General features: G+C 67.8%; 23 protein-coding genes and 1 other RNA gene. 5 read left to right on the top strand and 19 right to left on the bottom strand.

Annotation, left to right across the window (positions count from 1 at the left end):
• Window positions 1–218: 218 nt before the first annotated feature.
• Complete coding sequence (locus tag C0541_RS04655; RefSeq protein WP_115046197.1) at window positions 219–701, bottom strand: Lrp/AsnC family transcriptional regulator; 483 nt, start codon at window positions 699–701, stop codon at window positions 219–221.
• A 127-nt stretch (window positions 702–828) separates the two neighbouring features.
• Between C0541_RS04655 and phhA the strand changes: the two genes are divergently transcribed.
• On the top strand, window positions 829–1,719 hold the full coding sequence (gene phhA, locus C0541_RS04650) for a phenylalanine 4-monooxygenase (protein WP_115047287.1): 891 nt from the start codon (window positions 829–831) through the stop codon (window positions 1,717–1,719).
• A 347-nt stretch (window positions 1,720–2,066) separates the two neighbouring features.
• A complete protein-coding gene (locus tag C0541_RS04645; RefSeq protein WP_115046196.1) occupies window positions 2,067–2,711 on the top strand; it encodes a DMP19 family protein in 645 nt (214 codons plus the stop codon).
• Between the two features lie 206 nt (window positions 2,712–2,917).
• Here C0541_RS04645 and C0541_RS04640 read toward each other — a convergent pair whose 3' ends face one another.
• The 10 genes from C0541_RS04640 to C0541_RS04590 form a co-directional block, all read right to left on the bottom strand.
• Window positions 2,918–4,036 (bottom strand): GDSL-type esterase/lipase family protein, encoded by a 1,119-nt coding sequence (locus C0541_RS04640; protein WP_161959881.1) that lies wholly within the window; start codon window positions 4,034–4,036, stop codon window positions 2,918–2,920.
• A 221-nt stretch (window positions 4,037–4,257) separates the two neighbouring features.
• On the bottom strand, window positions 4,258–4,920 hold the full coding sequence (locus C0541_RS04635) for an RpiB/LacA/LacB family sugar-phosphate isomerase (RefSeq protein WP_115046193.1): 663 nt from the start codon (window positions 4,918–4,920) through the stop codon (window positions 4,258–4,260).
• Between the two features lie 241 nt (window positions 4,921–5,161).
• Entirely contained in the window at window positions 5,162–5,917 is a 756-nt protein-coding gene (gene kduD / locus C0541_RS04630) for a 2-dehydro-3-deoxy-D-gluconate 5-dehydrogenase KduD (protein ID WP_115046191.1), read from the bottom strand.
• Between the two features lie 181 nt (window positions 5,918–6,098).
• Window positions 6,099–6,953: a 5-dehydro-4-deoxy-D-glucuronate isomerase gene (gene kduI / locus C0541_RS04625; RefSeq protein ID WP_115046189.1), complete on the bottom strand. Its 855-nt coding sequence runs from the start codon at window positions 6,951–6,953 to the stop codon at window positions 6,099–6,101.
• A 689-nt stretch (window positions 6,954–7,642) separates the two neighbouring features.
• A complete protein-coding gene (locus C0541_RS04615) occupies window positions 7,643–8,701 on the bottom strand; it encodes a LacI family DNA-binding transcriptional regulator (protein ID WP_024939515.1) in 1,059 nt (352 codons plus the stop codon).
• Between the two features lie 142 nt (window positions 8,702–8,843).
• Complete coding sequence (locus C0541_RS04610; protein ID WP_115046184.1) at window positions 8,844–10,427, bottom strand: family 43 glycosylhydrolase; 1,584 nt, start codon at window positions 10,425–10,427, stop codon at window positions 8,844–8,846.
• Window positions 10,428–10,643: 216 nt separating this feature from the next.
• Window positions 10,644–12,035, bottom strand: a complete 1,392-nt coding sequence (locus tag C0541_RS04605; RefSeq protein WP_115046181.1) for a TRAP transporter large permease — start codon at window positions 12,033–12,035, stop codon at window positions 10,644–10,646.
• Window positions 12,035–12,556, bottom strand: a complete 522-nt coding sequence (locus tag C0541_RS04600) for a TRAP transporter small permease (protein WP_161959880.1) — start codon at window positions 12,554–12,556, stop codon at window positions 12,035–12,037. Before C0541_RS04600 ends, C0541_RS04605 begins: the two co-directional genes overlap by 1 nt.
• A 10-nt stretch (window positions 12,557–12,566) precedes the next feature.
• On the bottom strand, window positions 12,567–13,565 hold the full coding sequence (locus C0541_RS04595; protein ID WP_115046179.1) for a TRAP transporter substrate-binding protein: 999 nt from the start codon (window positions 13,563–13,565) through the stop codon (window positions 12,567–12,569).
• Window positions 13,566–13,602: 37 nt separating this feature from the next.
• A complete protein-coding gene (locus C0541_RS04590) occupies window positions 13,603–14,424 on the bottom strand; it encodes a 2-keto-4-pentenoate hydratase (protein ID WP_115046176.1) in 822 nt (273 codons plus the stop codon).
• Between the two features lie 139 nt (window positions 14,425–14,563).
• Between C0541_RS04590 and C0541_RS04585 the strand changes: the two genes are divergently transcribed.
• The 3 genes from C0541_RS04585 (at window position 14,564) to C0541_RS04575 (ending at window position 18,449) form a co-directional block, all read left to right on the top strand.
• Window positions 14,564–15,661 carry an alpha/beta hydrolase gene (locus C0541_RS04585; RefSeq protein ID WP_115046174.1) on the top strand — a complete coding sequence of 366 codons (1,098 nt, stop codon included), beginning with the start codon at window positions 14,564–14,566 and terminating at the stop codon, window positions 15,659–15,661.
• Window positions 15,658–17,256, top strand: a complete 1,599-nt coding sequence (locus C0541_RS04580) for a carboxylesterase/lipase family protein (RefSeq protein ID WP_161959879.1) — start codon at window positions 15,658–15,660, stop codon at window positions 17,254–17,256. The genes C0541_RS04585 and C0541_RS04580 overlap by 4 nt, the downstream gene beginning before the upstream one ends.
• Window positions 17,257–17,486: 230 nt before the next feature.
• Window positions 17,487–18,449 carry a rhamnogalacturonan acetylesterase gene (locus C0541_RS04575; protein ID WP_238601264.1) on the top strand — a complete coding sequence of 321 codons (963 nt, stop codon included), beginning with the start codon at window positions 17,487–17,489 and terminating at the stop codon, window positions 18,447–18,449.
• 375 nt (window positions 18,450–18,824) lie between these two features.
• On the opposite strand, the gene C0541_RS04570 is transcribed toward C0541_RS04575, so the two are convergent.
• The 8 genes from C0541_RS04570 to glgB all read right to left on the bottom strand — a co-directional run bounded on the left by C0541_RS04570 (window position 18,825) and on the right by glgB (window position 25,686).
• A complete protein-coding gene (locus C0541_RS04570) occupies window positions 18,825–19,967 on the bottom strand; it encodes an aldo/keto reductase (protein WP_115046172.1) in 1,143 nt (380 codons plus the stop codon).
• A 221-nt stretch (window positions 19,968–20,188) separates the two neighbouring features.
• Window positions 20,189–20,263: non-coding RNA, sX9 sRNA (locus C0541_RS04565), on the bottom strand.
• A gap of 105 nt (window positions 20,264–20,368) precedes the next feature.
• Window positions 20,369–20,836 (bottom strand): metallophosphoesterase family protein, encoded by a 468-nt coding sequence (locus C0541_RS04560; protein ID WP_115046169.1) that lies wholly within the window; start codon window positions 20,834–20,836, stop codon window positions 20,369–20,371.
• A 169-nt stretch (window positions 20,837–21,005) separates the two neighbouring features.
• Window positions 21,006–22,559 (bottom strand): PepSY-associated TM helix domain-containing protein, encoded by a 1,554-nt coding sequence (locus tag C0541_RS04555; RefSeq protein ID WP_115046167.1) that lies wholly within the window; start codon window positions 22,557–22,559, stop codon window positions 21,006–21,008.
• Window positions 22,556–22,828 (bottom strand): hypothetical protein, encoded by a 273-nt coding sequence (locus C0541_RS04550; RefSeq protein WP_115046164.1) that lies wholly within the window; start codon window positions 22,826–22,828, stop codon window positions 22,556–22,558. The genes C0541_RS04555 and C0541_RS04550 overlap by 4 nt, the downstream gene beginning before the upstream one ends.
• Window positions 22,818–23,117 carry a hypothetical protein gene (locus tag C0541_RS04545; protein ID WP_115046162.1) on the bottom strand — a complete coding sequence of 100 codons (300 nt, stop codon included), beginning with the start codon at window positions 23,115–23,117 and terminating at the stop codon, window positions 22,818–22,820. The genes C0541_RS04550 and C0541_RS04545 overlap by 11 nt, the downstream gene beginning before the upstream one ends.
• Window positions 23,114–23,338, bottom strand: coding sequence for a hypothetical protein (locus C0541_RS20670; protein ID WP_153064957.1), 225 nt, complete (start codon window positions 23,336–23,338; stop codon window positions 23,114–23,116). The genes C0541_RS04545 and C0541_RS20670 overlap by 4 nt, the downstream gene beginning before the upstream one ends.
• A gap of 164 nt (window positions 23,339–23,502) precedes the next feature.
• Window positions 23,503–25,686, bottom strand: coding sequence for a 1,4-alpha-glucan branching protein GlgB (gene glgB, locus C0541_RS04540; protein ID WP_115047280.1), 2,184 nt, complete (start codon window positions 25,684–25,686; stop codon window positions 23,503–23,505).
• Window positions 25,687–25,696 lie beyond the last annotated feature (10 nt).

The following is a 25,696-nucleotide window of genomic DNA, read 5'->3' as shown; positions in this document are numbered from 1 at the left end:
GGTTCTCATCGATTGGTGCAGGACGCGGGGCGTCACGGGGCAGGAAGGCGCAGGCGTGCGCGGCGCGTCCCACTCGGGCGGCGAGCTGGCTGGCCCTGCCGGGCTGGCGGATCGACGGGACCCCATGCCGGACGCCGCCGGAAGTTACGTAAATGTAAATCGTTATCGTTTGTGGGGCAAGTCACGGTAGCTGCATGCCGCGGCTGCGGCCCGCACGATCACCCCAGATGGGACAGCGGCAGGCCTTCCGGCGCTTTCACCGTGCGCAGCACGAAGCTGGAATTGACGTCGGACACGCCGGTCGCATTGAGCAGGCGGTCGAGCAGGAAGCGCGAGAAATGCTCCAGGTCGCGCACCTGGATCTGCAGCAGGTAATCCATGTCGCCGGTGAGCGCCCAGCAGGCCACCACCTCGTCCCAGCCGCGCACGCCCGCGGCGAAGTGTTCGATATCGGCCTGGCCGTGCTGCTCCAGCTGTACCCGCACGAAGGCCTGCAGGCCCAGCCCCAGCGCCTTGGCGTCCAGGCGCGCGCCGTAGCCGGCGATGATGCCGGCCGCCTCCAGCCGCTGGGTGCGGCGCAGGCAGGCCGAGGCCGACAGGTTGACCTGCACCGCCAGCTCCGCATTGCTGCTGCGGCCCTGCGTCTGCAGCAGCGCGAGCAGGCGCAGATCGGTGCGGTCCAGGGCAATTGGCTGTTCCATATGTTGCGCAGCAGCAGTGGATGACGCACGAATATTGCGCCTGGAGAGGTTGGGCACGCAAGATTCGCAATCCCGTTGCGCGACCATCGGGCTAAGGTTGGCGCTGATCCCCGGGAACCGCCGCCGCATGAACACCGCACCGCAACGGGTCGAAAACCAGCTCACCGACAAGGGCTATGTGCCGGTCTACACCACCGCCGTGGTCGAGCAGCCATGGGAGGGCTACAGCGCCGACGACCACGCCACCTGGGGCACCCTGTATCGCCGCCAGCGTGCATTGCTGGTGGACCGCGCCTGCGACGAGTTCCTGCAGGCGCAGGATGCGATGGGCATGGACGACACCCATATTCCGCGTTTCGATGCGCTCAATGCGGTGCTGCAGGCGGCCACCGGCTGGACCCTGGTCGGCGTGCAAGGCCTGCTGCCGGAGCTGGATTTCTTCGAGCATCTGGCCAACCGGCGCTTCCCGGTGACCTGGTGGATCCGCCGCCCCGAGCAGATCGACTACATCGCCGAACCGGACCTGTTCCACGACCTGTTCGGGCACGTGCCGCTGCTGATGAACCCGCTCTTTGCCGACTTCATGCAGGCCTACGGACGCGGCGGGGTCAAGGCGCACGGCATCGGCGCGGATGCACTGCAGAACCTCACCCGCCTGTACTGGTACACGGTGGAATTCGGCCTGATCGCCACGCCGCAGGGGCTGCGCATCTTTGGTGCCGGCATCGTGTCGTCCAAGGGCGAATCGCTGCATTCGCTGGAATCGCCGGCGCCCAACCGGATCGGCTTCGACCTGCAACGGATCATGCGCACGCGCTACCGCATCGACAGCTTCCAGAAGACCTACTTCGTCATCGACAGCTTTGCGCAATTGATGGACGCCACCGCACCGGACTTCACCCCGATCTATGCCGATCTCGCACAGCAGGCGCAGGTGCCGGCCGGCGGCGTGCTGGAGACCGACCGGGTCCTGCAGCGCGGCAGCGGCGAAGGCTGGAGCCACGACGGCGACGTGTGAGGGTGCGTGCATCTGAGGGTGCATGCATCGGTGCGTGCCTGCGCGTCGGTACATGCGGTGCTGGAGCGCGCGCATCGGCCTTCGCCCGGCCAGCGGCCGCCCACCGGGCGTGCATGACGCCTTGCCCGCGGCATCGCCCGGCACGTCGCGCGTCGTGCGTCCGGGCGGGCCATTGGCGACGTGCTTGCCGTGGGCGTGCAAGCGCTGCTGCGCCATGTGGTTTGGCCGCCTCGCAGACCCATACCCGGCCGTATTCCGCGCTGCTGGAGCAGCGCATGCATGCGCAGCGGCTCGACAGCACCGCCACTGCGCACTAAGGTCGGGGTTCCCCACCTCGCCTTCGCTCAATGGACCTGACGCATCTGCGGATCCGGCGCTTGGAGCTGGACGACACCCGCCTGCTGTTCACCCTGGCCAACGGCATCCGCATCGATGAGCCCATCCAGGCCCATCGCCTGTTGCACCGCGCCGCGCCGCAGCAGCGCGCGCAATGGCAGCTCACCGAAGACGGCTTCGGTGTGAACTGGCCGGCGATCGCGCCGCCCACGGCCGAGGGCCTGCTCAACATGCCCGAGTTGCTGTGGCGCCGCCGCGCGGCCCGCGCGCAGGCCAGGCTCAGCGGCTTGCGCGGACGCATGGATGCGCTCACGCCCGGCGAGCGCGAACTGATCGCGCTGGCACGGCTGGATGCGGACATGAGCGAGAGTGGCTACGCACGCTATTTCGACCGCTGGGACGCCGCCACCCGGCGCGACGCCTTGCAGGGGCTGGGCGCGATAGGCGCGACACAGGCGCGCCAGGCGATCGAAGGCCTGGGCATGGTGTTCGAGCGCCTGGAAGAAGACCCCAACCTGCTCAGCATCGAAGACATTCTCGATGCCATGAGCGAGACCGACCGCCAGCGCGTGGATGGCTGGGAAGAGGTCTACTACCGCCGCTGCGGCGAACTGGCCCGGCTGGGGCTGACCCACTATGGGGTCGACAAGGCGTAACACGCGCACGCTTGCCGCTGGACAGGTGCAGGCGGCGGGCAGCGATCGCGCGCAGCGACGATGCACGCGTTGTCGGGCACCTGCTGCCGACGGTGGTCGGCTTGCGAACAGGACCGCGGCCGGGACCGCGCGACAGCGCCGGGGGCAGGTAACGGTTGGGCAGCGCATCCGCGGTGCCGCCACATGCGCTGCATCGGAATGACGGCTCACCCTTCCGGCTCGGGAAGATAGGCCAACAGCAGCACGAGTGGTTCCTCGCCGGCCTGCTGCAGGGCATGCGTACTTCCCGGCCGCGTCAGCAGCGCATCGCCTGCAGTGACTGCGTAGTGCCTGCCATCCAGCGCATACAAGCCGCGCCCGCTGACGATGTAATAGATCTCGTCCTTGTCGTGCAGGTGCAGGCCGATGCCGGCACCCTTGTGCAGCACGCGCTTGCGCAGCACGAATTTCAGGCCGGGCGCATCGGCGAAGAACGGATACGCCGTGGTGGGGCCGGCGCCGCCGTGTGGGCCGGGTTGTGGGCGTGCCAGATCGCGTTCGTGCACCACCAGCGAGGGATGCGCCTGCGCCGCGCGTTGGGCGGCGGTGTCGGCGGCGGCGCCGCAGTCGGCATCGCGGCGCAGCTGTGGCTTGAGAGCAGGCTGTAGCTGCACCCAACCCTGCACGACCAGGCACGCCACGGCGGTGGCGCCGGCACGGCTGAAGTGGGTGCCATCGGCGATGTTGCTGTCCGGTACGAACAGGAAATACGGTTTGGCCGCCTGTTCGCCGAGGGCGCGGATCCAGTCGCTGGAACTGGCATTGAGATCGATCAGGCCGACGTGTTCCTGCGCGGCGAGTTGCTGCATGGCCAGGGTGTAGCGGCCATGGGTGTCGAGCAGCGCGCCGAAGTCGTACAGCAGGCGCGCGGCGGGCGTGATCAGGATCGGGGTGGCGCCCTTGTCGCGCGCGGTAGCGATATAGCGGCGCAGGAACTGCGCGTAGTCGGTGGCCGGATCGGTGTAGCGCGTGGGGTCTTCGCGCTTGGCGTCGTTGTGGCCGAACTGGATCAGCAGGATGTCGCCGCGTTGCAGCTCGCTTGCGATCGCATCCAGGCGCCCTTCGGCGATGAAACTGCGGGTGCTGCGGCCACCCTTGGCATGGTTGCGCACCTGCCACTGCGCCGGGTCGAACCACTCCTGCAGCACCTGGCCCCAGCCGGCTTGCGGCGCGCGCGCTGCACCGTATTCGGCAGCGGTGGAATCACCGGCGATGAAGATGCGATGCGGGTCGGCGCGTGCGATGTCTGCGCAGAGCAGCAGCAATGCGAGGAGCAACAGACGCATGGTGGGCTCCGGTAAAAATGCCAAGTGCGCGACGCTGTTCCTTCTCCCATCGGGAGACGGTGCCCGAAGGGCGGATGAGGCTGCGGCGGCACAGGAAATGTTGGACGGCCGTACTGTCGTCTCAAGCCTTTCAAGCCTCCCCGTTCAGGGCAGCTGTCTGCCGCCTTACCCTCACCCCAACCCCTCTCCCGGCGGGAGAGGGGCTAAAACGCAGTGGCTAATTACGCAGCTGCTGCCGTGGCCTCGGGCTTGCCCAGCACGCCGGCGACGAAGGCGCGGATCTCGGCGTCCTGCGCGTTGTCGAAGAAGCACTGCTGGAAGCGCTCGCCGCCCACGGCCTGCTTGATCAGCTCCGGGTCGATCGCGCGCAGGCCGTCCAGGTAGGACTTGGCGGTGGCCTGCTTGAGCTGGGTCAGGATGCCGGCGTTGGCGGCCTGCGACTCGCGACGCTCGGCCGGGTAGCCCAGGCCGCGTTCGCCGCTGAAGGCCTTTTCGAAGATGTAGCGCACGTTGATTTCCGCGCCCCAGCCGTAGCCCTTGGCGAACGCCAGCGACAGCGCGTTGCCGTTGTTGACCTGCGCGAACAGGTAGGCGTCGGTCGGCTCGATGCAGTAGCCGCAGAACACGCCCGGATGCGCGTTGAGCGACATCATCGCGCCCTGGCCGGTGCCGCAGCCGGCGACGACGAAGTCCACCGCCTTGGAGTTCAGCAGCAGGCTGGCGACGATGCCCAGGTGGATGTAGGTCAGGCGGTGGTCGTTGTCGCCGTCCATGCCGACATTGAAGACGCTGTGGCCCTGCTCGCCGGCGACCTCGGTGAGCTGCTGCAGGATCACCGGGTTCTTGCCGGCCTGGCTGAACTCATTCATGAGTGCAATTTTCATGGAAATGCTCCGATTGGTTGGGGAAGTTGTTTCGACTGTGGGATGTGGATGGTGTGTGCGCTTGGGCGCTGTCTTGATCCGCGTTTCCGGTGCCTTGTCCGAGAGGGATCAAGACGCTGAGCGACAACGGAAGAAAGGTTGCAGGGCCTGCGGCGCGCGTCTGGTCGATGTACGTGCCTGCCGACCCTCATCCGCCCTTCGGGCACCTTCTCCCGGAGGGAGAAGGGAACAGCGCTTTTCCTCAGCGTGCCAGCCAGCCGCCGTCGACCGGGATGATGGCGCCGTTGACGTAGTCCGAGGCGCTGCTGGCCAGGAACACCGCGGTGCCGCCGAGGTCGGCCGGCACGCCCCAGCGCGCGGCCGGGATGCGGTCCAGGATGGACTTGTTGCGATCGGCATCCGCACGCAGCTGCGCGGTGTTGTCGGTGGCCATGTAGCCGGGTGCGATGGCATTGGTGGTCACGCCCTTGCTGCCCCATTCGTTGGCCAGCAGGCGGGTGATGCCGGCGATGCCGGACTTGCTGGCGGTGTAGGACGGCACGCGGATGCCGCCCTGGAACGACAGCATCGAGGCGATGTTGATGATCTTGCCGCTGCCCTGGGCAATGAAATGGCGGCCGGCGGCCTGCGCCATGAAGAAGGCCGACTTGAGATTGACGTTCATCACGTCGTCCCAGTCCTGCTCGCTGAAATCCACCGCGTCGGTGCGGCGGATCAGGCCGGCGTTGTTGACCAGGATGTCCAGGCGACCCAGGCCATCCAGCGTTTCCTTGAGGATGCGCTCGACCGGCTCGACGCTGATCAGGTTGGCCTGGATGGCGATGAAGCGGCGGCCCAGGCCCTTGACCAGTTCCTCGGTCTCGGTCGGCGCCTGGATGCCGGCGGCGGCGATGTCGGCGCCTGCCTGCGCCAGTGCCAGCGCGATGCCCTGGCCCAAGCCCGTGTTGGCACCGGTGACCAGTGCGACCTTGCCTTCGAGACTGAACGGATTGCTCATTACCTTATCGCTCCTGCTGGATGTGCCACGTTGTGATGAGTGAGCCGCGCAGCGCGCGGCAGAATGCGTTGATGTCGTCTGGACTGCTGCGCCGCCGACGCCTGAGGTGGAACGCGCTGGCGTTGCAGGTGCCGGCCCGGATCGCAGGCCTTGCCAAGGCAAACGATGGCCAGAACCAGGTCTACTTGAGCTGGCAGATGTCCAGCACGTGCATGTCGGTGTAATCCAGGTTCTCGCCGCCCATCGCCCAGATGAAGGCGTAATTGCTGGTGCCGGCGCCCATGTGGATGGACCACGGCGGCGACACCACCGCCTCGTTGTTCTGGATCACGATGTGGCGCTGCGCCTCGGGCTCGCCCATGAAGTGGTAGACGCGGTCGTTGGCGCCGAGATCGAAGTAGAAATACACCTCGCTGCGGCGGTCGTGCAGGTGCGGCGGCATGGTGTTCCAGACGCTGCCCGGCTTGAGCACGGTCAGGCCCAGCAGCAGCTGCGAGGACTGGCAGGTGGCCGGCACGATGTACTGGTAGATGGTGCGCTCGTTGCTGGTTTCCAGCGCGCCGCGGTCCAGCGCCACCGCGTCCTTGATCGACAGCTGCCTGGTCTCGAAGCGCGCGTGCGCCGGCGTCGAGGCCAGATAGAACCTGGCCGGGTTGGCGGCATCGTCCGAGGCGAAGCTGACATCGGTGCTGCCCATCGCCACGTACAGCCCGTCCTTGGGGCCAAGCGTGTAGGCGGTGCCGTCCACGGTCACGCTGCCGCTGCCGGCGCCGACGTTGATCACGCCCAGCTCGCGGCGCTCCAGGAAGGCATGGCCGGCGGCGGAAGCCGGCTCGGTCTGCCTGGGCAGCTCCAATGCGGTGCCCAGCGGCGCCGCGCCACCGAGCACGAAGCGCTCGTAGTGGGTGTACTTGAGCGTCACCGCACCGTCGACGAACAGGCCATCGAGCAGATAGAGCTCGCGCAGGTCGTCGTTGCTGGCGCCCTTGATGGCGTCGGGATGGGTGGCGTAGTGGGTCTTGCAGTACAGGGACATGCGCGATCTCCGGTGCCACGCGCGGGGGGATTGGCTGGCACCGGGCCATTCTACCGACTCTGGTTAACCGGTGTCATTGCGCAGTGCACGATGGGGAGCTGGCCTTGCGGCGGCTTGTCGCTTTTCCCTGAGGCAGAAGGTGGCGCGCAGCGCCGGATGAAGGTGCCAGGCCGCGCATCGTGTTGAAGAGCGCGGCCTGGCGGTCGGTGTGCGTTTGCGCGCTTGGCTCATCCCGCGCTTGTTTCGGATGGCTGTCTGCTGCCGTTTCAGATGGCTGTCTGCCGCCTTGCCCTCACCCCAACCCCTCTCCCGCAGGCGGGAGAGGGGCTTCACGGCTGCGACCGGCGGACTGCCTTCCCCTGCCTGCGGGGGGTGCCGGAATGACGGACTGCCTTCTCCCGCCTGCGGGAAGGTGCCGGAATGACGGACTGCCTTCTCCCGCCTGCGGGNGGTGCCGGAATGACGGACTGCCTTCTCCCGCCTGCGGGAAGGTGCCGGAATGACGGACTGCCTTCTCCCGCCTGCGGGGGAAGGTGCCCGAAGGGCGGATGGGGGCAAGCCGTTGGCCGAACGAGCCAGCTGTTCTCACCTCGACGGGCGCACTGTCCTGCAAGGTGGAGCGGAAGGCCGGCACCGCGTAGGGCCGCGGCGCGCGGCCCTCAATCTTCCGGCGCGGCGCGGCAAGGCGCTCAATCTTCCGGCGGTTGGCAGGAGTCGCGCACGATCAGGTGCGGGCGCACGCTGGCGGTGGGCAGCTGGGGGGCGTTGTCGGGCTGGATCAGCATCGCCGCGGCAGTGCGGCCGGTGTCGCGGGTGTGGCGGCGCACCGAGGTCAGCGGCGGCCACAGGCGCGAGGCCAGCGAGCTGTCGTCGTAGCCGATCACCGACAGCTGGCGCGGGATGCTGATGCCGGCGCGCAGCGCCACCTTGTAGATACCGGCGGCCATTTCGTCGTTACCGGTGAAGATGGCGGTGGGGCGCTTCTTGCCCAGCAGCAGCTTTTCGGCCGCGGCCACGCCCGACTCGAAGGTGTAGCCGGCTTCGACGATGCGCTCGGGCGGCAACTCGATGCCGCGCCGGGTCAGCGCGTCGGCAAAGCCGGAGGTGCGCTCGATCGAGGAGCGGTAGGCGCTGGGGCCGGTGACCAGGGCGATGTCGCGGTGGCCGAGCGAGAGCAGGTAATCGGCCGCCTCGGCGGCGCCGTCGCGGTCGTGGGTGATCACCGTCTGCGAGGTGGTGTCCAGCGCGACCGAGGCGATGCGGGTGTAGCGGCAGCCGATCTCGGCCAGCATGTCGGCCAGCGCCTGGTCCTCGGAGGCGCGCGGCACCAGGATCACCCCGTGCAGCTTCTGCGCCTGGGCAAAGCGGCGCACGCCTTCGATGTAGCCGGGGCTGCGGCTGTCGCAGGGATGCACCACCAGCTCGAAGCTGGAGCCGCGCAGCGCGTCCAGCGCGCCGTACTGCATGTCCACGATGTATTGCGCGGTGGGGTTGTCGTAGACCATGCCGATCAGGAACGAGCGCCGGAACGCCAGCCCGCGCGCCAGCGGGTCCGGCGCGTAGCCGACCTCGCGCATCAGCGCCTCGACCTTCTCGCGGGTGTCCTGCCGCACCAGCGGCGAGTTGTTGATGATCCGCGACACGGTCTTCTTCGACACGCCCGACATCCGCGCGATGTCGTTGATCGTGGCTACCTTGCCCTTCGGCAGGCCGGGCATTCCCTCTTCAGGCATCTTGCGGGCGGGCATAGCGGTCAACCAGTGAAGTTGATTGGATTCTACCGGCCCTGGGGCCGGCAGACCTGAGCGACGCCTGCCGCTGCACCGGACCTGCCAGGCCGGGCCTGCCGCAGCGGGTTGCGCCATGGCATGCCCGGCAGTGCAGGTCCGGTCAGTCCAGGGCGCGGTAGCGGAAGTTGCGGAACTCCACCTGGCCCTGCCCGGACGCATACAACGCCGGTTTCAGCGCCAGGAACTTGCCGGCCACGTTGTGGTGGTAGCCGGACACTTCCATCTGCACCGGGTACTTGGTCCAGGTGGTGCCGTCTGTGCTGCTGTGGATGGTGACGATGTGGCGGTTGTTGGTGACGCGCAGCCACAGGCTGCCACCGGTCGCACTGGGCGCCAGCGTGCCGGGGCGTTCCTCGCCGTAGCGGTGCATGACGAAGTTCTCGCCATTGCTGCCCACGCCGGCGTAGAGCTTGTCGCTGTAGAACAGCAGTGCCCCGCCCTGCCCGCCCGGCGCGACGGTCATCTGCACCTCGAACTGGTAGGCCTGGTCGGTGGCGATCACCGTCAGCGGCGAGGCGTTGCGCGGGGCGGTGCCCTTGCCCTGCAGCCGCAACACGCCATCGCCGACCTGCAGGCGCTTGGCCTCGTCGGCGGCCGGGTTGAAGAAGGACCACTGCGGCCCCAGCGTGCTGGCGCGGAAGTCGTCGGACAACGCCAGGCCGTGCGACAAGGCTTGCCCGCTGGGCTTTTTCAGCGGCGTGCCCAGGTCACCGCCCTTGGCGACGAACCAGCCGTCCGGGGTCCACTCGATCGGGTCCAGCAGCGCCTGGCGGCCCAGCGTCCAGTAGCCGTGTTCGTAGCCGTGGTACAGCATCCACCAGCGTTTGTCGGTGCCTTCCACCAGGGTGGCGTGGCCGCGCGACCACCACGGCTCGTCGGCGCTTTTGGTGCGGGTGATCGGGTTGTTGGGCGCGTTCTGCCAGGGGCCGTGGATCGAGCGCGAACGCGCGGTGATCACCATGTGCCCGGTCGGCGGGCCGGCAGTGCCGCCCACGGCGGTGGTCATGTAGTACCAGCCGTTGTGGCGGGTGATCTTGGGGCCTTCCTGCGCGTAGCCTTCCACGTCCCAGCTTTCCGGGTACTTCCAGCCGTCGTAGACGTGCTTCGGGGTGCCGATCACCTTGAGCCCGTCGTCGGACAGCTGCACATAGTCGCCACCGCTCAGGAACAGGTAGCGCTTGCCGTCCTCGCCCACTGCATGGCCGGGGTCGATGTACTTGCCCAGGCCGATGTCGATCGGCTTGCTCCACGGGCCGGTGATGTCGTCGGCCCAGACCACGAAGTTGCTGCGTTCGCCCTGGTCGCCGCGCCGCGCGGGAAAGTAGATGTAGTAACGCTTGCCGTGCTTGATCAGGTCCGGCGCCCAGATCGCGCCGACGTTCTGGGTGATGGCATGGCCCAGCGGCTGCCAGTTGACCAGGTCGCGCGAATGCCAGATCGGCAGGCCCGGATAGGCGTCGAACGAGGACAGCGTGAGGTAGTAATCCTCGCCATCCTTGAGCACCGACGGATCGGGGTGGTCGCCGGCCAGCACCGGGTTGAGGAAGGTGCCGTTGCCCTGGTCGGCGACGCGCTGGTGCTCGAGGCCGCGCTTCCAGTCGGCCGCGCCGCCCAGGCCGGCACACAGCAGCAGGCCGCTGGCCAGCAGCCAACGCCATCGGGATGAAGTGATACCTGTACGCATGCTCTCTCCTGGTCCCCGGATCCCGGGGCTTGGCGGCAACCGGTGGGCAATGCCACCGGTTAACCGGATGAGGCGGAACCCTCCCGCCGGCAGCGACGTCCTGCACGCTCGGCAAGGCGTCGCACGCGCCCGGCAGGTGGGGTATCGATGCGACATCACCTGCCGCATCGATCACGCCCATCCACCAGGCACCCGATCGCTCAGTACGTCATGGCCTTACGCGCGCAATGCGCGTGGCAACCACAGCGACAGTTCGGGGAAGAACGCCACGATCAACAGCACGCACAAGGCCGCCAGCCAGAACGGCCAGATGGTGCGCATGCTCTGGGCGATGGTGATCTGCCCGATCGAGGTGCCGATGAACAACACCGAGCCGATCGGCGGGGNCACGCACAAGGCCGCCAGCCAGAACGGCCAGATGGTGCGCATGCTCTGGGCGATGGTGATCTGCCCGATCGAGGTGCCGATGAACAACACCGAGCCGATCGGCGGGGTGATCAGGCCGATACCGCCAGCCAGCACCATCACCAGACCGAAGTGGATCGGGTCGATGCCATAGGCCTTGACCACCGGCAGGAAGATCGGCGTGCAGATCAGGATCTTCGGTGCGAGGTCCATGAACATGCCCAGCAGCAGCAGCATCACCACGATCATCAGCAGCACGGTGTTCTTGCTGTCGGCGATGGCCTGCAGGAACTTCACCGCCGCCGCCGGCACCTGCAGGTAGGCCAGCAACCAGCCGAACACCGCGGCGGTGGCGATCACGAACAGGATCACACCGGTGGTGCGCGCCGCATGCGTCACGGCCGCAAAGAACTCGGCCCAGCGCAACTGGCGATACAGCAGCGCAGTGACGATCAAGGCGTACACCACCGCGATCGCCGCACTCTCCACCGCAGTGAAGATGCCGGCGCGGATGCCGATGAAGATCAACGCCACCAGGCCCAGGCCCGGCAGTGCACCGAACAGGCGCAATGCCACCGCGCGCCAGCCGGGGAACGGCTCGGTGCCGTAGCCGCGATGGCGCGCCACCGCATAGCCGGTGACCATCATCGCTGCGGTCATCAACAGCGCCGGCACGATGCCGGCGGCGAACAGGTCGGCGATCGACAGCCCGCCACCGGCCGCGGCCGAGAACAGGATCAGGTTGTGCGAAGGCGGCACCAGCAAGGCCACCAGCGCGGCGGTCATGCTCACATTCACCGCGTAGTCGCGGTCGTAGCCGCGCTTGATCATCTGCGGGATCATGGTGCCGCCGACCGCCGACACATCGGCAATCGCCGAGCCGGACACGCCGCCGAAGAACAGCGACGACAGCACGCTGACCTGCCCCAGGCCACCACGCACGCGCCCCACCAAGGAGGAGGCCAGCGCGATCAGGCGCTCGGAAATGCCACCACGCAACATCAACTCGCCGGCGAAGATAAACAGCGGAATGGCGATCAACGAGGCCGAGCCGCTACCGGCGGAAATCTGCTGCACCAGCACCACCGTGGGCAGGTCCAGATACAGCAACGTGGCCAGTGCGGCCGCGCCCAGCGCATACGCTACCGGCACGCCGATCAGCAGCAGCACCACGAAGGTTCCCAACAACATCGCGATGCCCATCAGCGCACTCCTCCGGTGTGGATCGGGCGCAGCACACGCCACAGCTTGTACAAGGCAAACACCACCATCAGCGCGCCGCCGATCGACAGCGGCAGGTAGTTGATGCTCTGCGGCATCTGCGCGCCGGCCATCTTGATATCCAGCCCATCGAGCAGCAGCGCGGCGCTCCACCATGCCAGCACCGCACCGATGGCGAGGATCATCAGCGGGCGAATCACCTCGAATATCTTGCGCACCAGCGGCGGCACGTGTTCGCCGAGCAGGTAGAAGCCGAAGTGGCGGTTGGTATGCACACCGGCGGCGGCGCCCAGGCTCAGCGCGGTGCTCAGCAACAGCAGCGTCACCGGCTCGGTCCAGCTGGGCGAGTCGTTGAGCACGTAGCGGGTGAACACCTGCCAGCCCTGCACGACCACCAGGCCCAGCAGCGCGATGGAGGCCACGCCAACGGCGGTATCGGAAACGCGGTCCAGCGCGCGCTGCAACGGCGCGACCGGGACGGCGACGGTCTCGGGTTCGGTCATCGGGTCACCTCTATGCAAAATCGCGGATGCGGCGGTACAGCGCTTCGATCTCCGGCTGCTTGCGGTATTCGGCCAGCAGCGGCGCGGCGGCGGCGCGGAACGCCGGCATGTCGACCTGGTTGAGCTTGACGCCGTAATCGATCACCTGCTTGCGTGCGACCGTTTCCGAGGCATCCCACAACTGGCGCATCACCGGCACCGAGGCGCGCGCCAGCTCCACCACCAGGCCGCGGTCGGCCGCGCTCAGCGATTCGAAGCTCTGCCGCGACATCACCAGGATGTCCGGCGCGTAGGAATGCTCGCTCTGCGACCAGTAATGCGCGGCTTCGAAATGCCGGCTGGACTGGAAGCTGCGCATGTTGTTTTCCGCACCGTCGATCATGTGCGTTTCCATCGCCGAGAACGTCTCGCCCAGCGACATCGGGGTGGGATTGGCGCCCAGCATGCGCATCAGCTTGAGGAAGATGTCCGAGGAGGCCACGCGCAATTTCAGGCCCTTGAGATCTTCCGGGCGGTGCAGCGGATGCTTGGTGTTGTAGAAGCAACGCGCGCCCGAATCGTAGATCGCCAGGCCCACCAGGTCGCGCTGCTCGAAGCTGCGCAGCACGCTGTCGCCGACATGGCCGTCGATGGCGCGGCGCAGATGCGGCACCGAGTCGAACACATACGGCAGGCACAGCGCCTGGGTCAGCGGAAAGGTGTTGTTCAACGCACCCGAGTACACGCGGGTGATGTCGATGGCGCCGAAGCGCGCCATGTCGATCGCCTCCGACTCGCGGCCAAGCTGGCCGGAGTGGTACTGGCGCAGCTTGAGCCGGCCGTTGGTGCGCGCTTCGAGCTGCTTGCCGAACCAGCGCACCGCTTCCACCGTGGGGTAGTCGCCGACGTGCACGTCGGTGGCGGTCAGCAGCTGCCCGCCGGGAATCGGCGTGGTGGCGCCAGCGCCCAGCCAGGGGCCGGCCGCGGCGGCGCCAAGCCCGGCACCGAGGAAATGTCTGCGTGTGATCATTGGCGCCCTCCCAAGCGTCTGGTCACGGGGTCCGCGCTCAGCTGGCGGACACGGCCGTACAGGAAATGTCGCCGATGCCGGCGAAGCGAATCAGGGCATGCTGTCCCACTTCGATGTCGTGGATACCGGTGGCATTGCCCGTGGCAATGAGATCACCACGCTTGAGCGGACGCCCGCGCCGGGCCGAACGGCTGAGCGCAAACGCGTAGGCGGCGCGCAGCCCGCCCGGCAACGTGGTGGCCCCGCCGGTGCCGACCAGCTGGTCGTCGATCAGGGTTTCGGCGGTCAGCGTGGACTCCGCGCGCGCCAGCCAGTCGGTCACTTCCGGGCCCAGGATCAGGCCGTTGTTGTTGCCGAAGTCGGAAATCACCACGCGCGGACCCAGCTTGTTGATGGTCGCCAGCGGGCTGCTGGCGATCTCCACGCCGATGAACAAGGTGGCCGGCAACTGCGCCGCCTCTTCCGGGCTGAAGTGGGTCTGCTCGGCCGGCGCGTCCGCGTCCAGGCGCAAGACGTACTCGGCCTCGACCGCGCCAAAGCCGCCTGCGTAGATCGGGAACTCGGTTGTTCCACCGGTAGCATTCCAGAGCTTGCCCGCGAAGATCGGGCCAAGCAGGCGCTCGTCGCCCGATGCGTCGCGGCGCTCGGCGGCGATGTAGCCCACCTTCCAGCCGACCACACGGTCGTCCCACTGGCTGATGGCGATGTCCTGCACCTGGTAGGCGGTGAGCAGATCGTCCGGGATTTGCCCGGGAAAGTCGGGCAGCGACGCCCCTGCACGGCGTGCCTCCACAAAGCGCTGCGCGATCTGCGACAGCGCGGATGTGGAGGATGGTGGGGTGGCGGCGTCGTTGCTCAAGGGTGTCTCCCTGATAGGTGTTTTTGTTGCACTGCCAATCGACAGTGGCACGGTGTGCTGTATATGGTAAACCGGTGTCATTGGCAATGTGCAGTGCGGCAAAGTGGCCGCAGGAACGAAGCAACCCTGGGAGGGGTGGATGGAACAGACAAGCCAGACGCGCGTGTTTGCCGGGTTTTCGAGCCTCATGCGCCGGTGCATGACCGTGGTGGTGCTGGGTTCGCTGCTGGCAGGGCCGGTGCTGGCCGCCGAGGCGCCCGGCGCCGATACCGCAGCCGAGCAGGCCAGCCGGATCCCGCTGTGGCCCAAGGGGCTGGCACCGGGGGACACGGCGCTGCAGCAGCCGCAGCGCATCGTCCAGCGCAGCAGCGACCCCGCCCTGCCCGATCGCTACATCCAGCAGGTCAGCACGCCGTACCTGGTGGTCTACCGGCCCAGGCAGCCGAACGGCACTGCCCTGCTGGTCACCCCCGGCGGCGGCTACCAGCGCATCGTGCTCGACAACGAAGGCAGCGCCTTGGTGCCCAGCTTCGTCGACCAGGCCGGCATCACCCTGTTCGTGCTGCGCTACCGGCTGCCCGGCGAAGGCCACCGGAACGGCGCCGACGTGCCGCTGGCCGATGCACAGCGTGCGCTACGGCTGATCCGTGCCAATGCCGCCCGCTACGGCATCGACGCGCAACGGGTCGGGGTGATGGGCTTTTCGGCCGGCGGCCATGTCGCCGCCAGCCTGGGCACGCGCTACGCCGCGCAGGTGTACCCGGCCCAGGACGCAGCCGATGCGCTGAGCGCGCGGCCGGATTTTGAACTGCTGATCTACCCGGTCATCGACATGGACAGCGCCAATGCGCACCCGGGCTCGCGCGAGCGCCTGCTCGGCAGCAATCCAGGCGCGGCGCAGGTGCGCGCGTATTCGCCGCACCTGCATGTGGATGCCCGCACGCCGCCCAGTTTCCTGCTGCATGCACAGGACGACACCGTGGTGCCGGTGCGCAACAGCCTGCTGATGCACGACGCGCTGCTGCACGCCGGCGTGGCGAGCGAGCTGCATGTGTTCCCGCAGGGCGGCCACGGCTTCGGCACCGCCAGCGGCACCGGCCTCACCGTGGCCGCATGGCCGCAGCTGGCGCAGGCCTGGATCGCGTATGTCACCAGGGGGCAGACGCCTGCGCCTGCGTCTGCATCTTCACCGGCACCGGCACCGGCAGTGATCCCTGCGCAGGACGCGGCGCGATGACAGCGCCGTCCATGCCCGACACGCGCCGACGCACGCTGCTGCGTGGCGGGCTGCTTGCCACGGCCGCAGCAGCGCTGCCCGGCGGCGGCGGCGCGGCCGCAGCGCCGCTGGCACGCGTGCGTGGCGGCGCGCTGCGCGGTTACCGCGACCAGGGCATCTGCGTGTTCAAGGGCATCCCGTACGGCAGCGACACCGCCGCGCGGCGCTTTCAGGCAGCTGTGCTGGAAACCCCTTGGCAGAACGTGCGCGATGCCAGCACGTTCGGTGCGGCCGCACCGCAACTCAAGGCCAGCGAACCCACCAGCGAGGACTGCCTGTTTCTCAACGTGTGGACGCCGGGCCTGCGCGATGGCGGCAAGCGGCCGATCCTGTTCTATATCCACGGCGGCGGCTACACCACCGGCTCCGGCAGCGACCCGCTGTACGACGGGGTGCGCCTGTGCAAGCGCGGCGACGTGGTGGTGGTCACCGTCAATCACCGGCTCAACCTGTTCGGCTACCTGTCGCTGGCGCAGCTGGGCGATGCCGGCTTTGCCGACTCCGGCAATGCCGGGCAGCTGGACCTGATCCAGGCGCTGCAGTGGGTGCGCCAGCACGCGGGCGAATTCGGCGGCGATGCCGGCAACGTCACCGTGTTCGGCCAGTCCGGTGGCGGCGCCAAGATCGCCACGCTGATGGCCATGCCCGCTGCGCGCGGCCTGTTCCATCGCGCCTGGACCATGAGCGGGCAACAGGTCACCGTGGCAGGGCCACGCGCGGCCACCCAGCGTGCGCAGCTGCTGCTGGATGCACTGAAACTTGCGCCGGGCGAGCTTGCGCGGATCCGCACGCTACCGGTGGCGCAGCTGCTGGCTGCCGCGCAGCTGCGCGACCCCTCGCGGGTGGAAAACAGCGCGTTGTATTTCGGCCCGGTGCTGGATGCGCGCAATGTGCCGGTGCACCCGTTCTGGCCGACCGCGCCACTGCAATCGGCCCGCATTCCCATGGTGATCGGCAATACCCGCGACGAGACACGCGCGTTTCTGGGCAACGACGCGAAGAACTTCGCGTTGAGCTGGGACGAGCTGCCGGCCAGGCTGGAAAGCCAGCAATACGTCGACCTGTTGCCGCAGGTGGTGATCGCCGAATATCGCCGGCTGTATCCGCAGTACTCGCCCTCGGAGGTGTTCTTTGCGGCGACCACCGCCGGCCGCTCGTGGCGCGGCGCGGTCGAAGAGGCCGAAGCGCGCGCACGCCAGGGCGCGCCGACCTGGGTGTATCAGCTGGACTGGGGCTCGCCGCTGGAGGGCGGCAAGTTGGGCGCCTTCCACACGCTGGATATTCCGCTGGTGTTCGACACCGTTGCGCAGCCCGGCGCGCGCACCGGCGACGGTGTCGATGCGCAGCGCATGGCCGCGCAGATGAGCCAGGCACTGCTGGCGTTCGCGCGCAGCGGCAACCCGAATCATCGCAGCCTGCCGCATTGGACGCCGTATTCGCTGCAGCGGCGCGAGACGCTGCTGTTCGATACACCGAGCCGGCTGGAACACGACCCGCGCGGTGGCGAGCGCAGGCTGTACCAGCAAGCGCCTTTCATTCAACGCGGCACGTTCTGAGCGCTTGCGTGGTGGAGCGCGACCTCGCGCCGGCTGATGGCTGTCTGCGGCGGCAGGGTTTTTGCCGATACGTGGTGGCGCCAATCAAGGCCTGGCCCCGGTGATCGTCTTGGGGCTTTCTGACTGGCTTTGGTCTTCCAACTCGATTTCGTCTTTCGCCTGCCTTTCGTCTTCCGTTCGTCTTCCGACTGACATCCGTTTCTTGATCGCTTCTTCGTCCCTGGTGACTCATGCGCTTCCTGTCTCTCGTACCGCTGGTCCTGCTGGCAGCAACCGCTATACCTGCCGCACATGCGGTTGAGGCGCCTCCGGCCGAGGCCTCGTCTGCACCCGTGCCGGCTTCTGGCGTGCCGGCTTCTGGCGTGCCCGCGACCGGCACGCCGCTTGCCGCCAGCAAGATCGTGCTGGTCGGCGATTCCACCACCGCCGTGCAAGGTGGCTGGGGGCCGAGTTTCTGCGCGCAGCATGTGACCTCGTTCCTGAGCTGCCTCAACCTGGCGCGCGGCGGCCGCAGCACCTCCAACTACCGTGCCGAAGGGTCGTGGGAGATCGCGCTGCACGAGCTGCGCAGCGGCGGTTACCGACAGGTCTATGTGCTGATCCAGTTCGGTCACAACGACCAACCCGGCAAGCCGGGGCGTTCCACCGACCTGACGACCGAATTCCCCGCCAACCTGCGCCGGTACGTGGCCGAGGCGCGCGCCGCCGGTGCGATTCCGGTGCTGGTCACGCCATTGACGCGGCGGCAATTCGCGCGCGGCCAGTTGCTGGACGATCTGGCGCCCTGGGCGCAGGCCACCCGTCAGGTTGCGCAGGAACTCCAGGTGCCGCTGATCGACCTGCATGCGCGCAGCCGCGCCCTGGTGCAGGGCATGGGCCCGGTGTTGGCGATGCGGCTGGCACAGCGGCCTGCCGATCCCGGGCAAGTGCTTGCAGCGCAATCGGGCACCACGATTGGCAAGACGCCGGTGCAGGCATTGCACGCGTCGCCGCCGTCGTCATCAAGGATCGCGGCAGCGGGCAGCGTCTCCGCCAGCGCGCAGGACAATGCCAGCGCCGAGCCGATGGGCCAGGCCAAGCTCGCGTTCGACTACACCCATCTTGGTGCGGACGGCGCCGACCTGTTCGCGGCGATTGTTGCTGATGAATTGGCCAAGCACGTGCCCGCGTTGCGGCCGCTGTTGATTCCGTAATGTGTAACTTGTCTGGTTTGTGATCTTTCTGGTTAACGAGCGCTGAGAATGTTCGCGCTGGATGTTGTCTTACTGGTGGCGTGGCACGATGCGCTTCGCCTGCAAGGGCGTTGTCCGCCTTTGGCCTTGGCTTTTCGCTTGGCCCGTACCCGCACCCCAGCCCCTCTCCCGCAGGGAGAGGGACCTTGTTCCCTTCTCCCGTCGGGAGAAGGTGGCGCGCAGCGCCGGATGAGGGTGCGGGCGGAGCCTGGTGTCTTCCATCACTCGGGACTAGTTCGTCCCGCAGTGCGACACACGTCGTCGCCCACGCTTGCTGCCTTCCATCGCACGCGCCCGTGTTCGCACCGGCATCCTGACCACGCATCCCTCCATAGCTCAAGCAGGCACCGGCGCATCCGCTTCGATCACCTGCTCGCGCTTGAGCTCTTCCCACACCGCTGCCGGAATCGCCACGCGCATCGAGGCCGCATTCGCATGCGCCTGCTCGGCCGTGCGCGCACCCGGAATCACCGCGGACACCACCGTCGGCGCGGCGGCAAACTGCAGCGACACCGTGCGCAGGTCCACGCCGTGGCGCTCACAGATGGCGAGTGCTTTCTGGCGCTTGGCTGGCGCCCACTCCGGCACGGTGCCGTCGTAGAGATAACGCTCGCGCCCGGCCAGATAGCCCGCCAGCAGCGGCGCACCGACCACCACCGACGCGCCGTGCCTTGCGATCTTCGGGAAGGTATCGTGCAGCGCCTGCGCGTGGTCGAGCAACGCATACTGGCAGGCCAGCAGGAAGATATCCGGATCGGCCTCCTCGATCGCACGCAGGGCCGGTTCGGGGCGATTGACGCCAAAGCCCCAGGCCTTGATCAGGCCCTCCTTGCGCATCTTGGTCAGCTCGGGCATCGCGCCTTTCACCGCCTCGGCAAAGCGCTGTTCCCACGGCATGCCGAGGTCTTTCTCGTTCTCCGGAGACAGGTCGTGGATGTAGGCGATGTCGATCTGCGACACGCCCAGCCGCTGCAGGCTGTCTTCGATCGAGCGACGCACCCCGGAGGCACTGTAGTCGTAGCGATAATCGAAGGGCGAGGGCTGCTGCCACATCGTCTTCGGCGGCTTGTCGGTGGCGCTGAGCAGACGCCCGACCTTGGTCGACAGCACGTAGTCGTCTGCGGCGTGATTGTGCAGATGGTGGCCGGTACGACGCTCGGACAGGCCCAGGCCGTACCACGGCGAGGTATCGAAATACCGCACGCCCGAGGCCCATGCCGCGGCCAGGGTGGCCTCGCTTTGCGCATCGCTGGTGGGCGCAAACCCGTTGCCGATCGCCACGCCGCCAAAGCCCAGGCGACCCGACGGCCGATAGCGCGTGCCCTTGGCTGCAGGATTGGTCGGCAACGCAGAAGCGGCAGCCTTGCCGCGCGTGGGCATCACGCTGCCGGGCGCGGAGGTCTGCGCCAACAACGGGGCGGCAGCCAATGCGGCGGTGCCGGCAGCGGCGGCGGAAAGGAACTGGCGACGGGTATTCATGGGGAAAATCCTTGCGGCGACTCGATGCACCAGCATGGTCCCGCCTGCGTGCAGGCCAGGTCAGCGCGAGGCGCGCGTGCAGGTCTAGACAAGCAGCCACGTCAGCACAGGTTGTCAGCGGTCGCTGCTGCTGGTCATTGCATGCACCGCATGCTCGGGACATGCGGAAGTGGCCTGTGTGCCGGGCCGCCCCACTTCATCGCGTGGCGTTGCCTAAGAGCGGCTGACACAGCGTCGCGAGCGGTAGTCGACTGTGTGCGGACGGCACACCCAGAATCGCAGTGCATGCGTGGCATATGTTGCTTCCGAGCACCGGCCGCGCCTGCCGGAGGGCTGTGCAGTCGTTTTGCTAGCCGCTCCAGATCCCTGCACAAGTCCTTATTGCATGGATCCCACGTCCATCAGTGTATTTCCAGCACTTGCAGCTGCGCACGCGGCGGGCCATCGCCCAGCCACAGCGTGCCCACGCTGATCGGCAGGCTGAAGCGGCGCGGGCCGGCGCTGCCCGGATTGACGTACAGCACCCCGTCGCGTGTCTGGACCGCTGGCTTGTGCGAATGTCCGCTGATGATCACATCTGCGGCGACATCTGCCGCCAGCGTTTTCAGATCGTGCAGCACATGGACGCGCACGCCCGCGATCAGCAGGTCCAGCGTTTGCGGAAGCTGCGCTGCCCACGGCGTGTTGTCGATATTGCCGGCGATTGCATGCAACGGTGCCAGCGCGCCCAGCGCGGTGAGGATCTCCGGCTTGCCCACATCGCCGGCGTGGATGATCGCCGCGCAGCCCTGCAACGCAGCCACGGCCTCGGGCCGCAGCAGGCCGTGCGTGTCGGAGATCAGGCCAATGCGTAAGGCGGCAGCCGTCATCGGGTGTGGGTGAAGGTGGCGGGCGATGAGGATGCACTGCCGGGTGATGCGGTTGCGTCAACGTGGCGCCTTTTCGCGCCGGCAGCATGTTCAGCAGCCAACCTCGCCACGGCAGCTGTTGCCCGGCGCATCGTGGCGTGCCGGGTATCAATCCACTCGGTGCATCGACTCACTGTGTTGTACGCGCTTTCCAGGCCCAGACGCTGTTGGGATCGCCCTGCAGTCCGCGCCGTTTGCTCGCATGCGCCAGTTGCCAGTATGCCCATGCCAACACCAGCGCGATCAGGTCCACGCCGAGTACCGTGGCGTCCTGCCATGGCAGCACCAGGCCGCGCGCGGAAACACAGCTGGCCAGCGGAATCAGCGCCGTCAGACCTGCGCAGGCCAGCAGCACCTCGTACGCCCCGCGTGCGGTGGGGCGGATCAGCGCCCACGCCAGCACGGCCGCGAAGACCGCGTAATACACATACCGCTCCTGGCCCTGCGGCAGCAGGCGTGCGGCGATGAACAACGCCGAGACGCCGGCCACGCAGCCCAGGCACACGCCGACGGTGAGGCGCGCCATTGCGTGGGTGCGCCGCGGCTGATCGACCAGCCGGCGCTTGCGGCGTGTTTCGATCCACAACAGGTTGCCGCTGTAGAACAGGAACGCGCCACCCAGCCCGAGCAGGAAGTACAGCCACTGCACCGGCGCCTGCCCGAAGTTGCCGAAGTGCAGCCCTTGCAGCCCGCGCAAGGCAGCGGTGCCTGTCGACATCGTCCTTGGTTCGAGTACGCGCAGGACCTGGCCGGTTGCTGCGTCCAATGCCACGCCACCGAGGGTGTTGAGCCGGCGCTGATCGTGATGGCCATACACCTCCGCACGCGCATTGGCATCGCCGGCGTCATGAAACCCGATGCTCTCCGGCACGAAGCCCGGGCTGGCCGCGCGCGCCTTGTCCAGCAGCACCGCCAGTGGCAGCACCGGCGCCGCACGCCTGGCCGGTAGTACATGCGCGGTGAGCTGGAACTCCGGCTCCAGGATCTGCATCAGCTTGCCGTCGAACACCAGGAACTGGAACGGCGCCAGCAGCAGCACGCCCAGGCACAACACCGCGCCGGACCAGGCAAAGATCACATGGAACGGCAGCGACAACATGCCGACCACGTTGTGCGCGTCCTGCCACAGGCGCTTGACGTTGGCGCCGATGCGCAACGCGAACAGGTCCTTGAAGAACACCGGCGCATACAGCACCACGCCGCTGACCAGGGCCAGCCCGTACAGCACGCTCACCACCCCGAACAGATAGGTGCCGAACACGCGCGGCAGCCCGGCGGTGAAGTGCAGGTCGTAGAGAAAGTCGGCAAAGCCCACCCGCTGCGGCAGCTCCAGCAGGCTGCCATCGGCGGCCTGTTGATACTGCCGCATGCCACCACTGGCCTCGGCCTGCGGCCCGTACCAGTACAGCCGCGCCAGTGGCCCGTGCTCGCCGGGCAGCAGCACCAGGAAGGAGTCGGCCACCTGCGGGTGCCGGGCGATCACCGCGTCCAGCAGGCGCTGCGCGGCGGCGACAGGATCTGCCGGCGCCGGCTGCGTGGCAGGCGGGGTGGTCTGCCAGCCGCTCAATTGGTGGGTAAACACGGTGATGGCACCGGCATAGAAGGCGATGAACAAGGCCATGCCGGCCAACAGGCCCATCCAGCTATGGACCGACAGAAACGCGCGCAAGGTCGCTGCTTTCATGCACCCAGCTCCGTCCAGCCCACGGCCTTGATGCCTGCAAGCGCGAGGTAGCACAGCAGCGTCAGCCCGCCGAGTACGACCCAGGCACGCGATGCGCTACGAAACACGAACGGCAAGGCCATCGCACCGATCCATGCCGGAAACATCAGCAGCAACCACGCCAGCGTGTAGCTCCGCTGCGGCCCCGGCAGCAACAAGGCGCACAGGCCGACCACGCCCACCGCAAGCGGCAGGCCAAGCACCACGGCGGCCAGCCATCTAGCCCACATGGCGCACCTGCCTGCGTTGCACGCGCGCCTGCTGCCAGGCATCCAGGTACGGCAGCGCCACCGCCACCAGCATCAACACCGTCACTGCGGAAAAGAGGCCGGCCCAGGTCCCCAATGCAGCGATGGCGCAGCCCAGCGACAGCAGCAGCAACGCACTGGCGCCGAGGCGTAGCGCACGCGCGGACAGCCGGCGCTGCGGCCACAGGCGTTGATGCCTGGTTGCCAGGTAGAACGCCAGCGCCGAGACCGCAGCGGCGAGCAGGTAGCACGCCGTCAGCAGGCCGCTCATGCCTGCACCTGCGCAGAAGCGGAGAACGGCAACACACCGAGCTGCATGAGCCGCGCGCCACGATCTTGCGCGCCGACACACGGCGAACGTGCAACCCACACCAGTGCATGCGCGCATCCAGCGATGCGCACAACATGGATAAAGGACTCAACCATCGAAGAAGCAACAGCACCCAAAACACCCACGCACAACGCTCCCGTAAAGAGATCGACGGAAGGCATGGCGGCGGCTGTGCCCGGCAGCCCTCCCCGGGCTGCCTAAGTAGCGGCTAACACCCCTGTTGCGAAGCCCGGTGGGCGCACAGCGAGGTGTTGGCCGCTCTACGGCGCGCAATCTAACAGGTGCCACAGCGCCGGGCCAGCGGTCCGGCGCCGTGGGTGCTGCATCAGCCCTGCGGCGTCAGCACGATGACGCCCAGCGGCGGCAACTGCAGCGGCAGGGATTGCGCATGGCCATGCATCGACTGCTGCTCGGCGCCCACCACGCCGCCATTGCCCAGGTTCGCGCCGCCGTAGATGCCGGCATCGCTGTTGAACACCTCGCGCCACTGGCCGCCCTGCGGCACGCCGATGCGGTAGCCGTGCTGCACGATCGGGGTGAAGTTGATCACCACCAGCACCGGGGCGTCGCCACGCTTGCCCTTGCGCAGGAACGCGACCACGCTGTTGGCCGCATCATCGCCCACCACCCACGCAAACCCGGCCGGGTCGTCATCCTGCGCGTGCAGCGCGGGGTACTCGACATACAGCCGGTTCAAGTCACGCACCAGGGTCTGCACGCCGCGATGGCGCGGGTCGTCGAGCAGGTGCCAGGGGATGCCGCCGTCGTGGTTCCACTCGGTGGGCTGGCCGAACTCGCAGCCCATGAACAGCAACTTGCGCCCCGGGTGGGTGAACATGTAGCCCAGGTAGGCGCGCAGGTTGGCGAAGCGCTGCCAGTCGTCGCCCGGCATGCGGCCCAGCAGCGAACCCTTGCCGTGCACCACTTCGTCGTGCGAGATCGGCAACACGAAACGCTCCGAATACGCATAGACCATGCTGAAGGTCAGCTCGCCATGGTGGTAACGGCGGTAAATCGGATCCAGCGCGGCGTAATGCAGGGTGTCGTGCATCCAGCCCATGTTCCACTTGTAGTGGAAGCCCAGGCCGCCATGTGCCACATCGGCGGTGACGCCGGGGAAGGCGGTGGATTCCTCGGCAATCATCACCGCGCCCGGGGTGTGCTCGCGCACCACTTCGTTGAGCCGGCGCAGGAAGGCGATGGTTTCGTAATTCTCGCGCCCGCCATGGATGTTGGGCACCCACTCGCCGGCATTGCGGCTGTAGTCGCGGTACAGCATCGAGGCCACCGCATCCACGCGCAGGCCGTCGACGTGGAAGCGCTGCAGGAACTCCAGCGCACTGGCGATCAGGAACCCGGACACCTCGCGCCGCCCGTGGTTGTAGATCAGCGTATTCCAGTCGCGGTGGAAGCCTTCGCGCGGGTCGGCATGTTCGTACAGCGCGGTGCCGTCGAAGTGCGCCAGGCCGTGGGCGTCGGTGGGGAAATGCGCCGGTACCCAGTCGACGATCACGCCGATGCCTTCGCGATGGCAGCGATCGACGAAGCGGGCGAAGCCATCCGGCGAACCGAAGCGCGCAGTCGGCGCGAACAGGCCCAACGGCTGGTAGCCCCACGAGCCGCCGAACGGATGCTCGGTCACCGGCATCAGCTCGACATGGGTGAAGCCCATGTCCGCCACGTACGGAATCAGGCGGTCGGCCAGGCCATCCCAGTCCAGGTCCACGCCTTCCTCGCGCAACCAGGAACCGGCATGGATCTCGTAGATGCTCATCGGTGCGTCGTGTGCCTGACGGCGCGCGCGCGTGGCCATCCAGCCGTCATCGCTCCACTGGTGCGGGGTGGGGTCGGCCACGATGGAGGCGGTGCCCGGCGCCAGCTCGGCACGCCGCGCCACCGGGTCGGCCTTGGCCGGCAACTCGTTCCCGTGCGGGCCGCGTAGCTGGTACTTGTAATGCGCGCCCGGGCCGACGTCGGGCACGAACAGCTCCCACACGCCGGACTGGTGCCGCAGCCGCATCGGATGCCGGCGTGCGTCCCAGCTGTTGAAATCGCCCACCACCGCCACGCGCGTGGCGTTGGGCGCCCATACCGCAAAGCGCGTGCCGCGTACGCCATCGACCTCGATCACGTTGGCACCGAGCGCATCGGCCAGCTGCAGGTGATGGCCTTCGCTGATCAGGTGCAGGTCGAAGTCGCTGAGCTGCGGGCCGAACGCATACGGGTCGGCGGTGTCCTGTTCGCCGCCGGGCCAGCCGATGCGCAGGCGATACCCGCCCTGCGCCGGCAACGCGCCGGCAAACAGGCCCGGCTCCGGGCCTGCCTCCAGCGCGATGACCTGGCCATCGTCCAGCACGGCATTGACGTAGTCGGCACCCGGTTGATAGGTGCGCAGCACCCGACCGCTGTCGGTCGGGTGCGCGCCAAGAAGGGCGAATGCATCGCCATGGCGTGCCTCGGCCAGGGCGCGGGTCGCGCCGGGATCCCATCGATTGGTCACTGCTGTCATCACTCCACTC

The sequence above is a fragment of the Xanthomonas arboricola genome, from assembly GCF_003353015.1.
GTDB classification, from domain to species: Bacteria; Pseudomonadota; Gammaproteobacteria; order Xanthomonadales; family Xanthomonadaceae; genus Xanthomonas; species Xanthomonas arboricola_E.
Note: the sequence above shows the minus strand (reverse complement) of the source record. Positions and strands in the feature narration are given on the sequence as shown.